The sequence below is a fragment of the Halomonas sp. A40-4 genome (assembly GCF_015767635.1).
GTDB lineage: Bacteria > Pseudomonadota > Gammaproteobacteria > Pseudomonadales > Halomonadaceae > Vreelandella > Vreelandella janggokensis.
In genome coordinates this window covers 3008633-3025929 of sequence record NZ_CP065230.1, presented here as the reverse complement: position 1 = coordinate 3025929, position 17297 = coordinate 3008633, and the positions used below count along the sequence as shown (strand labels likewise).

Sequence of the window (17297 nt, the reverse complement as noted above, 5' to 3'; positions counted from 1 at the left end):
TAGGGCGCGATAAAGGACCATTATAGAGTTGGGTTAGCAGCTTATAGAACTCTATTCCCATTCCGAAAGTGTTGTTGTGAACGGCTGGTTACGGATAATCCAGGCGTTCACCTAAATAAGCTAATCGGATCAGAAAGGAGCGAGGTTGGTTGTTACCGACTGGCAGCCTAAGAACTCAGGGCGCCCTAGAAGCTTTCAGTTGTCCACCACTTGCCACACCGTCTCGTACAATGGAGTAAGAATGGCGCATGTTATTGATGAAATTGGAGAGTTCGATCCCGAGTCCTCGGTTCTCCTCCTAGGATCTGGGTTTAGTCTTGGCGCGACCAATATCGGGAACGGTACCCCGCCAAACGGCAAGGGGCTGCGACGTCACTTTATCGAGCAACTCAAACTCCCAGCGGATACGGACTACGATCTGCAAGTCCTTAGCGAGGAATTCGCCGAGAATGACCCCGAGAAGCTTCGAGATGAACTCTACAGGATTTTTCGGCTGACCGAGCTAACCTCTGGGCAGACGGCTGTGCTCAACGAGCCGTGGCGACGCATCTACTCGACTAACTACGACGACGCGGTTGAGTTGCATCGGTTAAAAAAGAAAGTGCCGCCGAATGCCTACGATATCTCGGAGCCGGTTCCGAACAAGTTGCCTCACGGAGCAGTAGTGCACCTCCATGGAAGTATCCGACTGATAACACCTGATAATGTGATGAAGAGCATCGTTCTCGGTGAAGGATCTTACGTGAACCAGTATGTCGTGCGCTCGCTCTGGTACGACCAGTTTCAGCGCGATGTGGCTTTCGCAAGTACCCTGTATATCGTTGGCTACAGTCTCGCGGATTATCATATCGCCGGCCTGCTGTTGGCCAACCCTAAGCTTGCCGAGCGAACCGTCTTCATTCAAGGGCCAACCGTCGACGATACGTTCCTGCGTCGTACTAAGCAGTTCGGGCGTACTATGTTCATAGGAACCGACGGCTTCGCCGAGATGCTCACACGCGTCCCACGCTCAGCCGCTCCCTCACTCGATAATCTGCGGTCCTTCCGCTCGATGTCACCTTTGCGTGACAAGAAGGCAGTCGCTCGCCCGACTGCTACAGAGGTTTTCGATCTTCTAGTTTACGGAGATTTTGACCCTGGTCGCCTTGCCCGTTCGCAACCTGGTCAGGAGTACGCGATTGCGAGAGCGGATTCGGTACGCGCAGCGGCAGAGGCCATTGAGAGCAAGGCATCGCTCGTTGTTGATGGTCGCCTAGGTAACGGCAAGACGATCTTTCTTCATCTGCTTGCGTTCGAGCTTTCATCGAGAGGTTGGACCTGTCTACAGCTCCAACTCGGCCATCCGGACCTGCCGCGCGAGGTCACGGCGCTGGCCGAGGAAGATCGTGTGGTCGTGTTCGTAGACCAATATTCGGCCGCGCAAGATAGTTTGCGCGGCCTTCGCGAGGCGCTTCCAAAAGCTAAACTAGTGGTGGAGGTTCGGACGGGGACATTCGAGGTTCGTTTTCACGAGTTCGTCCAACTGCTGCCTAAGCCATTTGACAGAGTGAGTCTTAACAGGCTTACACGCCCCGAAATGACTGCTTTTAGCCAATTGTGCGAGAGTGCGGGGCTCGATGCACCTGCTGAAGATCACCGGGGCGACCTTCGTGACCTTTTGCTTAACGTTTTTAAAAATGCCGCAGTCCGTGAACGTGTTAAGGAAGCCTTGGCACCTCTCTTCGAAAAGAGAGCTACCAGGCGAATTTTGACCATGACTATGTTGATCGCTACTCATCAGGTCTCTGTCGGCGCCTCCTTCGTGAGAACCGTAGTCGGCGAGGATCCATTTATGGCGCTCAAGCCGCTGGAGGATCTTTCACATGAAATTTTCGAGACGTCAGCTGACGGCTTTAGGGCCCGTTCATCTGTCTTTTCCTCGTTCGTGATTGCAGAGTTCATTGCGGCAGAGGAGATCGCCGACGCGGTCGTTGAGGTGACGCTGGCCGCATCTCAGCGACGAAGGGAGCGACCTTATCGGATTCTTATGTCGAACATGATTGCTTATTCGAGCTTGCGGAGAACTCTGCGCGGCAAGGGAGACCCGGATACGGTCATCGCCAGCATCTATGAACGTCTTCGTTACGACGAGCGGGTGAACGGTGAGCCGCTCTTCTGGCTTCAGTACGCGATCGCGATGGCCGAAAAGCCTCGGCTCGATACGGCCGATGAATTTATAGCCAATGCGTACCGGAAGGCCGAACACCTTCAAGGCTTCCATACCTACCAGATCGATACTCAGGCTTTTCGCATCGCATTGTTGCGCGCGACTAAACAGAGCACGGGCCAGGCGGTGTTCAACATCGATGCTGTTCTTCGTGGGATTGAGAGGATCGACGCCATGCTCGATGACGGGAGCCACCGGTCCTTCGCCGTGAAGGTACTCGATAACGTCCAGCCGTTTGTAGCGGCGCGGCTCGGTGATTTGGCAGCTGGCGAACGGACCGCCTTGCAGTTCTGGCTTCTAAAGGTGGCGAAGTCTCTCGCTTTGTTGCCGGACGATTTTAAGGCAACAGCGGGTTCTGAGGCAGTTCGTAAGAACGTCGAGGCCGCCGCCGCGATGTTCGTTGACCAACGTTAGCCAATGCGCACCCGCTGATCTCCGAGTTTTGCTATGGCTTCGCCCTGTTGCTCTCTCCAATAGCTGCCGCAACATTGAGGAGACTATCAAGCTCGAATGGAGAGGAAAAATCAGGATTTCTTGGGAATCATACAATCGGCTCTAGATATTCAGGCCACCCAGATTCAACAGACGTTGAGGTCCACATGGCGCTTGAGTTTGGGTGAGATTACTCGTCATCGGTACAGTAGCAGTACACTCACCCGTTCCGGCCAGCTTCGCAAAATTGCGCTAACCTACTGTCACAGAAATACTTTTACCTTCCGCATTTTTCGCTCGTTTACTCTTGATTTGATTAATCTTTTGATTTTAGTAAGGGACTCATAATCCCTTGGTCGTAGGTTCAAGTCCTACTGGGCCCACCATTTCTTTCTATCCCATCATTGCGCTCACCAAAATCGCAGGCTAGGTCACCTGTCGATCTCTTTGGCATGTCTGTCATTTACCCGATGCGACTCGTCTGCTCTGAATAGGTGGTCACTGTCAATTCCCAGCGCGAGAGGTTGTTTTTAGCTACAAGCATGAAGTAAAGTTAAAATAATAATCGAAAATCAGGCTGATGGTGAAATTTCCTTATATAATCAATTCATTTGGAAATGGGAACGGATACCAACTAGCAAAAAGAGTTTTTGATAAATGGTTCCAGGGAAGAGAGCGCTATGGGTAAAGGGGGGGCTTGAAGTGTTGGGAATAATGGGGTTTTTGTTAAAGGAATCATGGCCTTTTTTATTAGACTTGATTGTGGTGTGTGGATTAAAGTTTATTTTAAATAATAAGAATGATAGGAAGACGAGATTAAAAGGTGATAAAGAGTCGCTGTCTTCTGCACTGCTTGAAAAAAATAACGCATATGGAGCAATATTTTTTTTGATGACACGAACTGAAAGGTAGTTTTATAAAATACTTGAGAAGATATATGGAGCTGAATACTATGTTTTTGCTCAAGTGCGAGTGGCAGGTGTTATTAAGCAAAATGTGAAACGATTTTTTTTGAAAATAAGAAAATATCCAGCATTGTTTAGGCAGATATCACAATGGCACTTTGATTACCTTCTGTTTCACAAGAAAGATTTTCGCATCCACTGTGCGATAGAGGTCGACTATCATAGTCATACAAGGAGCATTTTGAATGATTTTTGTGAAGATGTTGCTCTTAATTTGAAAAGTATGCTTATATAATTAAAGTAAAAAATTAGGTGTTGCTGATGGAAAATAAAGGTTTTGTACTTATTGGTTTTTTGGGCTTTGGTTTTGGTGCGTTGTTAGCATTTATATTTAATGTTGATGCTGAAAATATTACATTATTATCAGTTGCGGCAATTGCAGGGCTTTTAAGTTACATGTCTATTTTTGTTACGGAAGAAAATAATAATAACGAAAATATTATAGAGGAGTTAAAGCGAACTGCGTGGCTTTACTTAGAAAGTGTAGATAAATATTCTTTGAGCCTGGCTTTAAAGTTGATGGAGCTGGAGGATGTGAGATTAAAGAAATTTGAGCTTGATGATATGGCTGATTTAATAAAAAATGATGAAGCAGAAGAACGAGATAAAGAAGAGTTTAATGATAACCTAAAAGAGTGGGAGTTGTACACAAAAAAACATTTTGAAAGCAAAGAGCTATATGTGCATAACCACGTTTCTTGCCTTTCAAAAGGCATGGAAGTAATGGATTTGGTCGATATGTGTAAAGTTGTTTGTGACAATAATGATCTTTCTTGTTTAAGCTTAATTAAGTCCTATGCAGCGTTTATAAATAATTCTTTGCATGTGTATGGAAAAATGAATGACTTGTATGCTAAGCAAGATCTTTTAGACATGGAAGATGGCGTATTAGATAATATTGAGAGCGGTAAGAAAGGACTTAGAAAAAGTTTGATTGACTTAAGAGTTGAAAGAAGTAAGCGTGTAGTGATGAGAAAGCGAGGCGTTCTTGTTTATGTGTATGTGATTGTTTTTTTGTGTTTAGGTTATCTTGTTTCAGAAGGTTATAAGCAGTTGGCTTGAATGATATATAATTATTTTGACCAAAAAATTGTCCACTTAAATAGCTGTAAGTGAATGGAAAAGGCCGTGTTGGTTTAATTAATTGACTGAAAATACAAATAAAGCTGATTATTGGCACGCTTCACAAGCGGCTCATAATTCCTTGGTTTGCAGATTCCACCTTATCGTTAGTCTTCCGACGTGATCCTACGCTCGTGTAGCGCTAAGTAATAAGGCCCGATCGTTGCACAAGACAAGGCGAAATACTTCTTACTCTTACCCCTGATGCTGCGCCCCAATCCCCTGAAAAATCTGGCGTAGATCGACACTCGAGCGTTCTCCGATGGTATCGAAGTTTTTATCCAGCCAGTGGGAGACCGTCTTGCGGCCGAGGTCGCGTAGCTTGGTGAGAAACTGCCATTCGACGTTCATCTTGGAGGAGGTACCCAGCGGTATCAGTTCGGCCTGGTTTTCCACCACGTGTACCCGTAGCTGGGGGTATTCGTCGGCGGAGAGCTTGCCCTGGCAGATAGCAGGGCGACGAAATCGATGCCGCGCATTTCCCTGAGCAGGCTGCTGTTGAAGCTGATTTCGTTCTGGCAGCCTTTACGATGCAACATCTTGCCGTACAGCACGCGGTCTTGGGCATAGCACTCACAGGCGGCAGCAATCAGGCCAGGGCGTTCAAGCACCGTGATTGCGCCGCGACCTGATCAAACCGAAATCTATCGATTCGTGAAGTTGACGTGGTTAATGGCCACGGGTGGGCTGCAACAGCACGTCGACAAAGGTGAGTTCAACTGTCCCTACGAGTGCGAGCAGCTTCTAACAAACCTCTCCCATGAAGCGTTGAAACCATAAGCAGGAATGCAGCTGGGCTGCCATTGTGAAGCGTAATAAAAATTCGTATCATTCGTCTTACTATAATTATACGCTTCCTACACATCCCAAGGTCCTCTTCATGCTCCAGAAAACTCACCCATTCCCGCGACGTCTGCTCCCTGTTGCTATGCGACGTTCACTTACCCTATCACTCGGCAGCGTGCTGAGTTTTGCGCCGCTCGCTGCCCTGGCTCAGGAAGAGTCAGTGGATACCGGCACCACGGTTGTTACCGCCACGGCGTTGAAGGTGGATACGCCCGAAGTCGAGACGCCGCGAGCGATGTCGACGGTTGGTGCCGAAGAACTGGAAACCCGCGCGGTTAACAAATACGACGAAACCTTTCAGTACCGCTCCGGTGTGGTGTCACAGCCTTACGGCGACGACAACAACACTGATTGGTTCTTCCTGCGGGGTTTTAGTGCCGAAAACTCAACCTACCAGGATGGCCTTCGCCTGTTTCGCACCGGCGGCTATTTTTGGTGGATGAATGAACCCTTTGGGGTTGAGCGTGTTGATCTGCTTAAAGGTCCAGCCTCAATTCTTTACGGCGAGGCTCCTCCCGGTGGCGTTATCAATGCCATCAGCAAACGTCCTACTGATGAAGCACGGGGCACGCTCGAAATTGAAGCGGGCAATCAGGATCACCGACAGGTGGGCATTGATGTCTCGGGCCCCGTAGGCGAGCGTGATGACATGCGCTATCGCATGGTAGGGCTTTACCGCGATGGCGAAGGCGAGCTGGATGGTAGCGAGAAAGAGCGTTACTACTTCGCGCCTAGTTTGGCGGTAGATTTCTCTGAAGATACAACTGTGACGTTCCTTGCCAGTGTTCAGAAAGACGAAGGCGTTCCGACGACGGGCTTTTTCCCAGCCTATGGCACATTGAATGATACGCCTTTTGGTAAAATCGATCGCGACACCAACCTGGGCCAGCCGGATTACGACAGACTGGATCAGCAGCAGACCTCGTTGGGTTATGAGCTGGAACACCAGATCAACGATACCTGGGAGTTCCAGCAGAACGCCCGCTATAGTCATCTGGATCTGGAGTTGCGTACTGTTTATCCCTTTCCAGCCAGTACACGCACGGCCTCGCGTGGCGTGATCGATCGTGATGGTGATTATGATGCTTTTAACATCGACAATCGGTTCATTGCGCGTACTTACAGTGATAACACCGAAAATACGCTTTTGCTTGGCGCCGGTTATCAGGAGCTAAATCTGAATTATGCTGACAAAGATCTCTTCGGCATAGACACCGTTGATACCTTTGATCCGGATTACAGCGCCTTTACTGCACCGGATCAAACAGACGCCACTCAGCACGATTTGGAAAGTCGTCAGTTCGGTGTGTATGTTCAGGATCAGCTACGCGTGGCGGATAAGTGGATATTCCTGGCGGGCGCGCGTTATGATAGCATTGATGGCAGTGATGATGCCCGCAATAGTAGCGGTCGTTCGAGCGAAGCCTATGATGAAGAGCAACTCTCGCTCACTGCTGGGGCAATGTACTTGGGTGACAATGGCGTTTCACCTTATCTCAGCTACAGCGAATCGTTCACGCCTGTAGCAGGCGTTGGGCCAAACGGGGCTTATGAGCCACAGGAAGGGCGTCAAATGGAGGCGGGGATAAAATTCACCCCTCTAAACTTTGATGGTTACTTGACTGTTGCGGCGTTTGATTTGGAAGAAGACAAGACATTGATCTCCACCGGTAGTGGGGCGCAGGAGCAGGTAGGCGAGCGTCGTTCGCAGGGTGTGGAAGTCGAAGGTGTCGGCTATCTGACGGATAACCTGAAGCTGACAGCGTCGTACACTTATACCGATGCTCTCTACGATGCGAGCGAGTCGCAGCAGGATGAGCGTGCGCCGTTTGTGCCTTATCACATGGCGTCAGCGTGGCTGGATTACGACTTTGACGGTGATCTATCCGGATTGTCGGTTGGCAGCGGCGTGCGCTATATGGGGGAAACCTCGCCTAGTCCCGGTAGTGGCATTGATCGCGACGTGCCGTCGGCTACTTTGGTCGATGCCATGGCCAGCTACGACATTAACGATAGCTGGACAGCGCAGTTGAACGTCAACAACCTCACCGATGAAAAGTATGTCAGCGGTTGTGATTTCTACTGCTACTACGGGGCCTCGCGTAGCGTAGTGGGCAGCTTGAAGTACAATTGGTAAACCTTTGATGCGTCGCTATAAACCCGGCTTAACCGCCGGGTTTTTTATGCGCTGCTGGGCGCGGTACGCAAACCGGCCGCCCAGTTTCCGGGTCCTGGATCACCTGGGCGTCCAGATCAAAAACACGCTTGAGGTTAGCGGCGGTAAAGACCTCGCTGGGCGCGCCGCTGGTGACGATCTGACCGTCTCGCATCATCACCAGGTGGTCGGCGTAGGCCGCTGCCAGATTCAGGTCGTGGAGGACCAGTAGCAGGGTGCGGCCTTTTTCATGAGCCAGGCGTGAAAGTAGCTCCAACAGGTCAACCTGAACTTTCAGGTCAAGAAAGGTGGTGGGCTCATCAAGCAGCAAGAGGTCGGTCTGTTGCGCCAGTACCATGGCGATCCAGCAGCGCTGGCGTTGGCCGCCGGAAAGCGCATCAACGTTACGTTCGGCAAATTCCGTTACGTGGGTATAAGCCATGGCGTCGTTAACCGCGCGGGCATCCTGCTGGGCGTCTTTTTGCCATAGGCTTTGATGCGGAAAACGTCCCATGGTGACCAGCTGCCGCACGCTCAGCCCTTCCGGGGCAATGGGGCCTTGAGGAAGGATGCCCAGTTGCCTTGCCACGTCGCGGGTATTGCGGCGATGAATGTCTTTTCCATCCAGATATACCTGCCCGGCGCTGGGTGTCAGCGTTCGGGCGAGTGTCTTCAGCAGGGTTGATTTACCGCTTCCGTTGGGGCCCAGCAGGGCGGTCAGTTTTCCTTCTGCTATGGCGATATCCACGCCATTGAGTACGCGTTTGGTGTCATAGCCAGCGTAAAGGGCTTCGCCGGTTAATCGAGCATGCGGGGCTGATGCGAGTGGCATGGGCATTCACGGGTTATCAAAACAGCCTGCACCGTAAGACAAAAAATTCTCATTTTCAATATTATCAATGTTGTAAGTTAGCGGTTACTTCTTTTTTAATGCCCTTTTGAGCGGGTTAGTAGTAAAAATCGTCGGCTAAAGCCATTGCATGATGCCGAATTGCTTATAGCTGCTTGGTAGACCCAATGCCTTCTTATATGCATAATATAACTATTCTCATTTAGTGTTGAGTTGTATTAGCAAGGGTTCTTCAGGCAAAAAAAGGGGATAAGAAGAAGATGTACGTCAATAAGCATCACGTGCTTTGGCCGACCGTTTCGTTTATCGGTTTGGTGGCTGCCAGTCACGTTTACGCTCAGCAGGCTTCTTCCACCGGCACTGCGATAAGCACTGCGGACGAAAGCCAACCCATGGTCGTCACCGCAACCCGGAGCAAGAGCGAGGCGGGCCAAACGCCGCAAAAAGTCACGGTGATTAGCCGGGAACAGATTGAGCAGCAGATGGCCATCAGCAGTGACCCTGGCCAGGTGCTTAGCAACCTGATTCCGTCTTACTCCCCCAGTCGCCAAAAACTGTCTAATGCAGGTGAGACCTTTCGTGGCCGTGATGCGGCTTTTCTGGTCGACGGTGTGCCGCAGTCCAACCCGTTGCGCGACAGCTCGCGTGATAGTTACACCATTGACTTGTCGATGGTCGAGCGCATTGAGGTGATTCACGGCGCTAGCGCGGAACACGGCCTGGGCGCCACTGGCGGGCTGATTAACTTTGTTACCCGGCGCGCCGAAGGTGGAGGAATAAGTCAACATGCGGGCGTCAGCCTGACGACGGACGACGACTTCGAGTCCGACGGCATCGGTCATAAGCTGGACTACCGCATAAGCGGCCAGCAGGGTGACTGGGATTTCGTCGCTGCTGCCACCCGCCAGGAGCGGGGCGTCTTTTACGATGGCAACGACGACATTGTCGGTATTGCCTATCCCGGCGAGCTGCAGAACTCTGAAAGCTACGATCTATTCGGCAAACTGGGGTACTGGATAGACGACAATCAGAACCTTGAGCTGTCGCTCAACCATTTTGATCTGGAAGAAAGCAACGATTACGTGCCGAAGCCAGGTGATCGCGATGCGGGTGTTCCCACGACGGCGATCAAGGGCACGCGTGATGGTGAGCCTGGCTTCAATGAGGTCACCACGGCGCGGCTTTCCTACGCCCACGCGGACTGGTTTGGCAACGAGGTCGATGCACAGGTTTATCATCAGCGCTTCCGCGCCCGCTTTGCCACAACCCCTTACTTCCCTTACCTGGATAGCGCCGGTGACACCCAGTACGACCAAACGCGCACTGAGTCCGACAAGGTGGGGGCCAAGTTCACCGTCAACCGCGATGGCTTGCTGGGGGATCGGCTGGGACTGACCGCGGGACTGGATATCCTCCGCGACGAGACGCGCCAGATGCTGGTGGAAACCGGGCGTACCTACGTGCCGGAAAGCCAATTCGATAATATTGCGCCTTTCCTCCAGGGCGAGTTTGAACTGGCCAAGTCGCTCACCCTGCACGCTGGGGTTCGCCACGAGCATGCTGATCTTGAGGTGGATACCTATCAAAGTATCGATCGCGACAATGTCACCCAGGATAACGTGACCGTTGAGGGCGGTAAGCCCAGCTTTGACGAGACGCTGTTCAACGCAGGTCTGGTTTATCAGGCCACCGACTGGGCCCAGCTTTACGCCAACTACTCCGAAGGGTTTGGTATGCCCGACGTGGGCAGGGTGCTTCGTGGTATCAGCACGCCGGGGCAGAACGTTGATGATCTGATCCAGCTTCAGCCTATCGTGACCGATAACCGCGAGGTGGGCGCGCGATTCGACTGGGACCGCTACGGCTTGGAGGTCAGTTACTACCAGTCGAACGCGGACTTCGGTCAGCGTCTTACGGAGGAAAACGGCACCTGGGTAGGCAATCGCGAGAAAACCGAGATTCAGGGTGTCGAGATTACCGGCGATATGCAGGTAACGGACAATCATGACCTGTCGCTTTCCTACACCCACGCCGAAGGTGAGTCGGATCAGGACGGTGATGGCCGTGTGGAGACCGAGCTGACCGGTATCAATATCGCACCGGATACGCTCAAGCTGGGCTGGAGCGCTACCTGGAACGATAAAGTGTCGACTCGCTTGCAGAGCCGTTACTACTTCGATCGGAGCGTCGATGACCCGAAACTTGATTTTGACGGCTATGGGTTAGTGGATGCCTCGCTGACGTATCGACTGCCCGCGGGACGCATGTCCGTCGGCGTTGAAAATGCCACCGATGAAGACTACCTCACCTATTACTCACAGTCGGCCCGTGTCAGCGACGAGTATTACTTCACCGGCCGCGGGCGCACCCTCACGCTGGGCTATCAATTGGATTTCTAAACGCGAACGCCTTCTTAACTAGCAAGCTGATTGGCGGCACCCCATGGGTGCCGTTTTTTTATTCACGAATGGTTGTCTTAATAACGGCGTCGGCGTGTTCTATACAGCAAGTAAACGAAAAAGGGCGCGCCGATACCGGAAACGAAAATGCCCGCTGGCAGGTCACTGGGTAAAAAGGCCACTCGGCCTAGCAGGTCGGCGTTGAGCACGATCAATGCCCCGATCAAGCCGGATGCCGGTACCAACCTGACAAAGTGACGGCCCACCAGCTTGGCGGCTATATGAGGGGCCATCAAGCCCACAAAGCTCAAGCCGCCCGCAAAGGCGACGGCAGCGCCTGCCAGCGCCACGCTACAGGCCATCAGTACCAGGCGGCTTCTGAGCAGGTTTATCCCGAGTCCTTGGGCGACTAAATCACCCAGTGCCATGGTATCGAGCTGCCGTGCGTAGCCAAGGCATAGCGGAACCGCAACCAGCAACCAGGGCAGCATGCCCGCTACATCCTGCCACTGGGTGGCATAAAGGCTACCAGTGAGCCATACATAGGCCACCATGGCGGCCGCGTCATCGCTGATCACGATCAACAGCGTCGTCGCTGCGCCCATGGCGGCGGAAAGCCCGATGCCCACCAGCACCATCCGCGAAGGGCTAACGCCGCCTTTCCAGGCCAGAAAGAACACTAGCAACGCGGCACAAAACGCGCCGCTCAAGGCAGCAAGCGGGAGCCATTGGCTGCCTAGATAGGTACTTAACAGGCTCAGAAACACGACCGCTGCCAGCGAGGCACCACTCGTTATGCCGATAACATCAGGCGAGGCGAGCGGGTTGCGCACAATGCCCTGAAGAATCGCGCCAGCAATCGCCAGCGCGGCACCCACCAAAACGGCCAGCACGATACGCGGCAAACGCAGCTCCCAGATAATAAACGTAATATCGCTTTTTTGCGGTGAAACGAGTGCGTGCAGTACGTTTGCAAACGGTGTCGGAAAACTGCCGAGGCTGAGCGATATCCCCATATTGACGACCAGAAGCAGCGCAAGCAGCCCGGTGATGGCCCAAAAACGATCACTCGTCAGGTTGTGTTGCTGTTTCAAAACACTGGAAGAGGTCATCATTGGGCCTGCTGTCGCCGCGCCAGATAGATAAAGAAGGGCGTGCCAATCAGGGCGGTCATCACGCCGACGGGAATCTCCTGAGGCGGCATCAAAACGCGCGATGCGATATCGGCCAACAGCAGCAAACTCGCCCCCATTAGTGCGCAGGCGGGTACTAGCCAGCGGTGGTCGACGCCAAACAGGCCGCGCGCCATGTGCGGCACGATCAACCCCACAAAGCCGATCATGCCCGCCAGTGCCACCGAGCTTCCCGCCAGCAGAATCACTACCAGGCCAAGTAACAGCTTGATGGTGCCTGCCCGCATCCCGAGCCCCGCGACCATGTCGTCTCCCAGCATGAGGGCGTTGGCGTGTCTTACCAGCAAACCACACAGCAACAGGGCAAAGCCGAACAGCGGGAGCAGGGGCGCCACCAGTGAAAGTTCCCGGCCCGCGACGGAACCGGCCAGCCAATACAAGACGCTTTCGAAGCTTTGCTGGTCGAGTATCAATAGCCCCTGGCTGAACGACACAAACATGGCGGTAACGGCCACGCCCGCAAGCAATACACGTAGCGGGGGAAGTTCCCCCTGACGGCCGCGGCTGAGGACGACCACCAATCCGGCAGCAACCAGGGCGCCCAATAATGCTGCCCAAACATAGCTCGCAGGCGTATGCAGCGGTAGTAACGAGACGGCGACGACGACAAAAAACATCGCCCCGGCGTTAATCCCCAGAATGCCGGGGGAGGCCAAAGGATTGCGTGTCAGGGTCTGCATCAGCGCCCCGGCAATGGCTAAACTTGCCCCCACCAGGGCGGCGATCACCGCGCGGGGCAAGCGTTCGGTGCGCAGGACAATATGGGCCACCTGCGTTGGGTCGTAGTCACTCAGAGAGGTCAACAAGGCGGCTGGCGGTATATCGGTAGGGCCCGACATGATGCTGGCGATAAAGCTGGTTAGCATGAGTATCCCGCCCGTGCATAGCCCCGCGACTTTGGCAGCTTGCCCGCTCAGCATCGAGCGGGCTCCATGTTGCCGTTCAGACGTGCGCGGCATGAGCGCGCCGATTGAGATGGCGAAGGCGTAAGGTCGTAATGGGTATAAAGATCATCCAGCATCGCATTGGCGGCCAGAATGCCGCCGCCCATGATCCAGTTCACCGTATCGACTTCAAACACACGGTCGTTTTGTACCGCGTCCAGTCGCTGCCATAGGGGGTGTGACGTCCAGTGGCGGTAGTTATCCATGATGGCCGGGTCGTCGGGCTCCAGTATCACAAAAATGACGTCGGCGTTGATGACGGGAATGTTTTCCTCGCTGGTCAGCTTCATTCCCCAGCCCTGGGCCTTGAGTGCGTCAGGCTGTTGAAAGCCCAGCTCGCTTAAAATCGAGCCGGCAAACCCCGACGAATAAAGGCGCAGGTGGTCACTCTTGAAACGTGCCACGGCGGCCTTTTGAGGCCAGGCCAGGCCCGAACGACGCATTTTATGGCGAAAATCCGCCACTCGCTGATCCCATTCGCCGAGTAAGCGGCGGGCACGGTTTTCCCGGCCGGTGGCATCGGCGATCAGTGAAAGGCTTGCTTTGAAATCGAACACCGGGCCAGCCACGACGGTGGGTGCCGTTTTCTCGAGTATCGGAAGCACCCGCTCATGACGAAAACGGGTAGCGACGATAAGGTCCGGATCAAGCCAGGCAATTTTCTCCAGATTGGGCTGGGTTTCCAGGCCCACGTAGTCGACATCGGAAAGGGCATCGCGCAGGTAGCGGTACATGGGTTTTTCCAGCCAGGACTCGACAACGCCGACCGGGGTGGTGCCGAGCGCCACGGCGCTGTCAGTCGCGCCTTGGTAAAGGGTGACAATGCGTTGTGGCGCAGAAGGCAGGGGCGCGTCAGTATCATCAACGCTTGGTTGGGCGTTTTGAAGGCCCTGCGCGGCGCAGATATTAACGCCGAGCAATAGCATGCCGAGCAGCCATAGCGGAATGTAACGGTTTGGCGGATGGCGCGTCATTCCAGCTTCCTGATGGCCGCGGTTTTCAAGGAGCCCATGCGGGGAGAGAAAGCTACGAATGATGGCATGATGCAGAGTCTAATGCAAATCGTTATCAATTGAGGGTTTCTGCTTCACTGCCCGCTATCTTTCTTGAAGCGATGCGGTACCATGCTGCGCCTGGTTCGCTTTCTCTATAAGGCATTATTGGCATGAACACATCCCCTTTTCAGGCGCTGGCCTGCCCGTTAGACGGTAAGCCACTGACACCGTCAGATAGCGCATGGTGCTGCCCGGCGGGGCATAGCTTCGACATTGCCAAGCAAGGTCATGTGAACCTGCTGCCGGTTCAGCAAAAGCGCTCCAGCGATCCTGGCGATAGCAAGGCGATGGTGGCTGCGCGGCGTCGGTTTCTGGAGGCGGGCCACTATCAGCCGATTGCCGAAGCGGTGAGCCGGGCAGTATTCGACCACGCAAAACAGAGGGTATCCCGCGATACGTTGTTCAGTTGCCTGGATGCCGGCTGCGGTGAGGGCTATTACCTTCGGGAGTTAGCCGATGCGGCGGCGAGCCAGACGTCGTTGGCGTTAATGGGGCTGGATATTTCCAAATGGGCCGTGCAGGCGGCGGCCAAGCAGGATAATAAACAGCAACCGCACAGCCGCTGGGTGGTGGGCAGCAATGCCAACCTGCCGGTTCAGAGCGGGGCGCTCGATGGTGTGCTTTGCATGTTTGGTTTTCCGGTCTTTGACGAGTTCGCGCGGGTACTCAAACCAGGCGGCCTGCTGCTACAGGTGGAGGCGGGGTCGGATCATCTGCGTGAATTGCGCGATATTATCTACCCGACGTTAAAACCGGAGCGGGCAAGTGATGCTGAACCGCCAGCGGGTTTCGCGTCGCTGGGTTCAGAGACGGTGCGCTATACCATTGCGCTTGACGATGCAGAGACGATTGCTGATTTGCTGGTGATGACGCCGCATTTTTACCGTGCCACCACTGAAAGCCGCAAGAAGGCCGCTGCACTTGGGGAGATAACCTTGACGGTAGACGTGCGCTTGGTGCGGTGGGAGCGCCTTTAAAGGCGATTTTCATTGATGCCAGACGCAACAAGGCCCGCCTAAGCGGGCCTTGTTATCCAAACCTCGGAAGGTTCGGGCAAACTGCTAACGGATGTTAGGAAGTTTGCTTGATGTTTGAAGCTTGTAGGCCTTTCTTGCCTTGGGTAACGTCAAAAGAGACGCTAGCGCCTTCTTGCAGAGATTTGAAGCCGTCGGCTTGAATCTCGGAGAAGTGGGCAAAGAGATCGTCGCCACCGTCAGAAGGAGCGATGAAACCGAAGCCTTTAGTGTCGTTAAACCATTTAACTGTGCCAGTTGCCATGATGTAGATCCTTTCGCGCAAAAGCGCCTTAATTAAGTTCCTGGTATTACCCAGATTTAAGTAGCGGGTGAAACAAGGAATACAATGTCAGGCTGCCGAAATAGATCGTACACTTCTGAAACCATGCTGCTTGCTAACCACTGACGACACAGTGCCATGGATCGTTTTGGGTGTCAAAACCTTTCAGGTTTTATTTTTCTAAACCCCATGGCGCTTATTGGTTATTGCCAGCCCATTTTCCACACGCTGTCATCTCTCAAGTGCTGCCACGGCATGAGCGTTTCCCGGTGGGAATAGATCGCTTCGACGACAACGTCCACGACGTTCTCATCCTCATCCCGGATCAACTGGGTAACCATGAAGTGCTTTTCTTTGTTACGCGGCTGAACCGCCGTCCATTTGCTATGGTGCAGCTTGCTCGGATTGATCGTGTTCATTCGTGCTCCAGGTTACCGACGTATTCAGGGCAAATATCGCTATGCCACACTGATATAATAATGAGCGTGCTTATAATGTTAGCATTGCGAACATATTCAATCCTGTAAAGGACATCCAATGAATCGCATATGGAAAGCCTATTCTCAGGCGTCGTTGATTTTACGCGTCACCATCGCGCTGGTGCTGGGTGTCGTGGTCGGGCTTGTGGGTGGAGAAACAGTGGCTGCCTGGCTGGCGCCACTGGGCGATCTGCTCCTGCGGCTGCTGACGTTCCTGATTGTGCCCATTGTGCTGTTTACCCTGATGGTGGGTGTGAACCAGTCCCGGGAGGGCAGCGCGGGCCGAATCGGCGGCAAGGTGCTCGGCTATTACCTGGCGTCGTCGGCACTGGCGATTATGGTGGGTTTGAGCGTTGCGACGCTGTTCAGCCCAGGCAGCGGCATGACGCTGGATGACGATGCCAGTTTCTCGGTGCCGGACAATCCGGGCGTTGTCGATACGCTGCTCAATATCGTACCGAACAATATTATCGGCGCCTTTTCCGAGCTCAATATGCTGGGGATCATCTTTACGGCGCTGGTATTCGGCATCGCGCTGCTGAAAATGCGCCAGTCAGCGCGCCAGCATGCCATGGGCGAGCGGCTGTATGAGGTGATCGAGTCGCTGAACGAGGTCACCTTGAAAGTCATGTCGGGGGTCTTGCATTACGTCCCCATCGGCGTCTTTGCGATTGTTGCCGAAACGGTGAGCCGCCAGGGCCTGGAAACGCTGCTGTCATTGGGCGATATGGTCGTTGTGCTCTACATCGCGCTGGCAGCGCATCTGTTGATCTACTGCGGCATCATGAGCCTGTTCGGGGTAAAACTGCGCGCTTTCTTCCGCGAAGCGCGCACGCCGATGCTCACGGCGTTTGCCACCCAGAGTAGTTCCGGCACCTTACCCATTACGGTCAATGCCGCCCGTCGCTTGGGAATTTCCAAAAGTATTTATGGTTTCAGCCTGCCGTTGGGGGCTACCTTGAACATGGATGGCGCGGCAATTCGTATCGCCATCTCGGCGGTCTTTGCCGCCAATGTGATCGGCGCGCCGCTGGACTTTATCAGCATGGTGCAGATTGTGCTGATCGGTACCCTGGTGTCGATTGGCACGGCCGGGGTACCGGGTGCAGGCATCATCATGATTGCCACTGTATTTGCCCAGGTGGGGCTGCCGATTGAAACCGTTGCGCTTTTGACCGCTATCGATGCCCTGGTCGGCATGGGGTGTACGGCGCTCAACGTCACGGGCGACCTGGTCGGCACCTCCGTTATTGCGCGTAGCGAAGGCGAGTCGTTAAGTGAAGAACCGGCTGACGAAGCGACAGCAGCGGCGGCAAAGGGGTAGCTTGGAAAACCACGCTAGATGAGGAGAGCCC

Annotated in this window: 14 protein-coding genes; 7 read left to right on the top strand and 7 right to left on the bottom strand. The window is 53.6% G+C overall.

The genetic code is table 11. The annotated features are described in order from the left end of the window. Positions 1 to 241 precede the first annotated feature (241 nt). The 3 genes from IT895_RS14170 (at position 242) to IT895_RS14160 (ending at position 4665) form a co-directional block, all read left to right on the top strand. On the top strand, positions 242 to 2620 hold the full coding sequence (locus tag IT895_RS14170) for an SIR2 family protein (protein ID WP_199283853.1): 2379 nt from the start codon (positions 242 to 244) through the stop codon (positions 2618 to 2620). 939 nt (positions 2621 to 3559) lie between these two features. Further along, positions 3560 to 3838 (top strand): DUF2726 domain-containing protein, encoded by a 279-nt coding sequence (locus IT895_RS19645; RefSeq protein ID WP_199285496.1) that lies wholly within the window; start codon positions 3560 to 3562, stop codon positions 3836 to 3838. A 26-nt stretch (positions 3839 to 3864) separates the two neighbouring features. Then, positions 3865 to 4665, top strand: coding sequence for a hypothetical protein (locus IT895_RS14160; protein WP_199283852.1), 801 nt, complete (start codon positions 3865 to 3867; stop codon positions 4663 to 4665). A 255-nt stretch (positions 4666 to 4920) separates the two neighbouring features. Here the strand turns inward: IT895_RS14160 and IT895_RS14155 are convergent, their stop codons facing one another. Next, positions 4921 to 5121 (bottom strand): hypothetical protein, encoded by a 201-nt coding sequence (locus IT895_RS14155; protein ID WP_199283851.1) that lies wholly within the window; start codon positions 5119 to 5121, stop codon positions 4921 to 4923. Between the two features lie 484 nt (positions 5122 to 5605). Here IT895_RS14155 and IT895_RS14150 point away from each other — a divergent pair, with 484 nt between their 5' ends. Then, on the top strand, positions 5606 to 7708 hold the full coding sequence (locus tag IT895_RS14150; protein ID WP_233337259.1) for a TonB-dependent siderophore receptor: 2103 nt from the start codon (positions 5606 to 5608) through the stop codon (positions 7706 to 7708). Positions 7709 to 7736: 28 nt separating this feature from the next. Here IT895_RS14150 and IT895_RS14145 read toward each other — a convergent pair whose 3' ends face one another. Continuing rightward, the gene (locus IT895_RS14145; RefSeq protein WP_442786523.1) at positions 7737 to 8564 is read right to left on the bottom strand and encodes an ABC transporter ATP-binding protein; all 828 of its coding nucleotides are present in this window, start codon (positions 8562 to 8564) and stop codon (positions 7737 to 7739) included. Between the two features lie 272 nt (positions 8565 to 8836). Between IT895_RS14145 and IT895_RS14140 the strand changes: the two genes are divergently transcribed. Next, positions 8837 to 10975 carry a TonB-dependent receptor gene (locus tag IT895_RS14140; protein WP_199283849.1) on the top strand — a complete coding sequence of 713 codons (2139 nt, stop codon included), beginning with the start codon at positions 8837 to 8839 and terminating at the stop codon, positions 10973 to 10975. Between the two features lie 77 nt (positions 10976 to 11052). Here IT895_RS14140 and IT895_RS14135 read toward each other — a convergent pair whose 3' ends face one another. From IT895_RS14135 to IT895_RS14125, 3 genes are read right to left on the bottom strand one after another with little or no spacing between them, the layout of a single operon-like run. Further along, complete coding sequence (locus IT895_RS14135; RefSeq protein ID WP_199285494.1) at positions 11053 to 12087, bottom strand: FecCD family ABC transporter permease; 1035 nt, start codon at positions 12085 to 12087, stop codon at positions 11053 to 11055. After that, positions 12087 to 13088: a FecCD family ABC transporter permease gene (locus IT895_RS14130; protein ID WP_199283848.1), complete on the bottom strand. Its 1002-nt coding sequence runs from the start codon at positions 13086 to 13088 to the stop codon at positions 12087 to 12089. The genes IT895_RS14135 and IT895_RS14130 overlap by 1 nt, the downstream gene beginning before the upstream one ends. Next, positions 13082 to 14086, bottom strand: coding sequence for an ABC transporter substrate-binding protein (locus IT895_RS14125; RefSeq protein WP_233337258.1), 1005 nt, complete (start codon positions 14084 to 14086; stop codon positions 13082 to 13084). Before IT895_RS14125 ends, IT895_RS14130 begins: the two co-directional genes overlap by 7 nt. A 191-nt stretch (positions 14087 to 14277) precedes the next feature. On the opposite strand from IT895_RS14125, the gene IT895_RS14120 reads away from it, so the two are divergent. Then, entirely contained in the window at positions 14278 to 15144 is an 867-nt protein-coding gene (locus tag IT895_RS14120) for a putative RNA methyltransferase (RefSeq protein ID WP_199283847.1), read from the top strand. A 94-nt stretch (positions 15145 to 15238) separates the two neighbouring features. Here IT895_RS14120 and IT895_RS14115 read toward each other — a convergent pair whose 3' ends face one another. Beyond that, positions 15239 to 15445: a cold-shock protein gene (locus IT895_RS14115; RefSeq protein ID WP_027336479.1), complete on the bottom strand. Its 207-nt coding sequence runs from the start codon at positions 15443 to 15445 to the stop codon at positions 15239 to 15241. Between the two features lie 221 nt (positions 15446 to 15666). Then, positions 15667 to 15882: a TIGR02450 family Trp-rich protein gene (locus IT895_RS14110; RefSeq protein WP_199283846.1), complete on the bottom strand. Its 216-nt coding sequence runs from the start codon at positions 15880 to 15882 to the stop codon at positions 15667 to 15669. 118 nt (positions 15883 to 16000) lie between these two features. Between IT895_RS14110 and IT895_RS14105 the strand changes: the two genes are divergently transcribed. Next, a complete protein-coding gene (locus tag IT895_RS14105; RefSeq protein WP_199283845.1) occupies positions 16001 to 17266 on the top strand; it encodes a dicarboxylate/amino acid:cation symporter in 1266 nt (421 codons plus the stop codon). Positions 17267 to 17297: the final 31 nt, after the last annotated feature.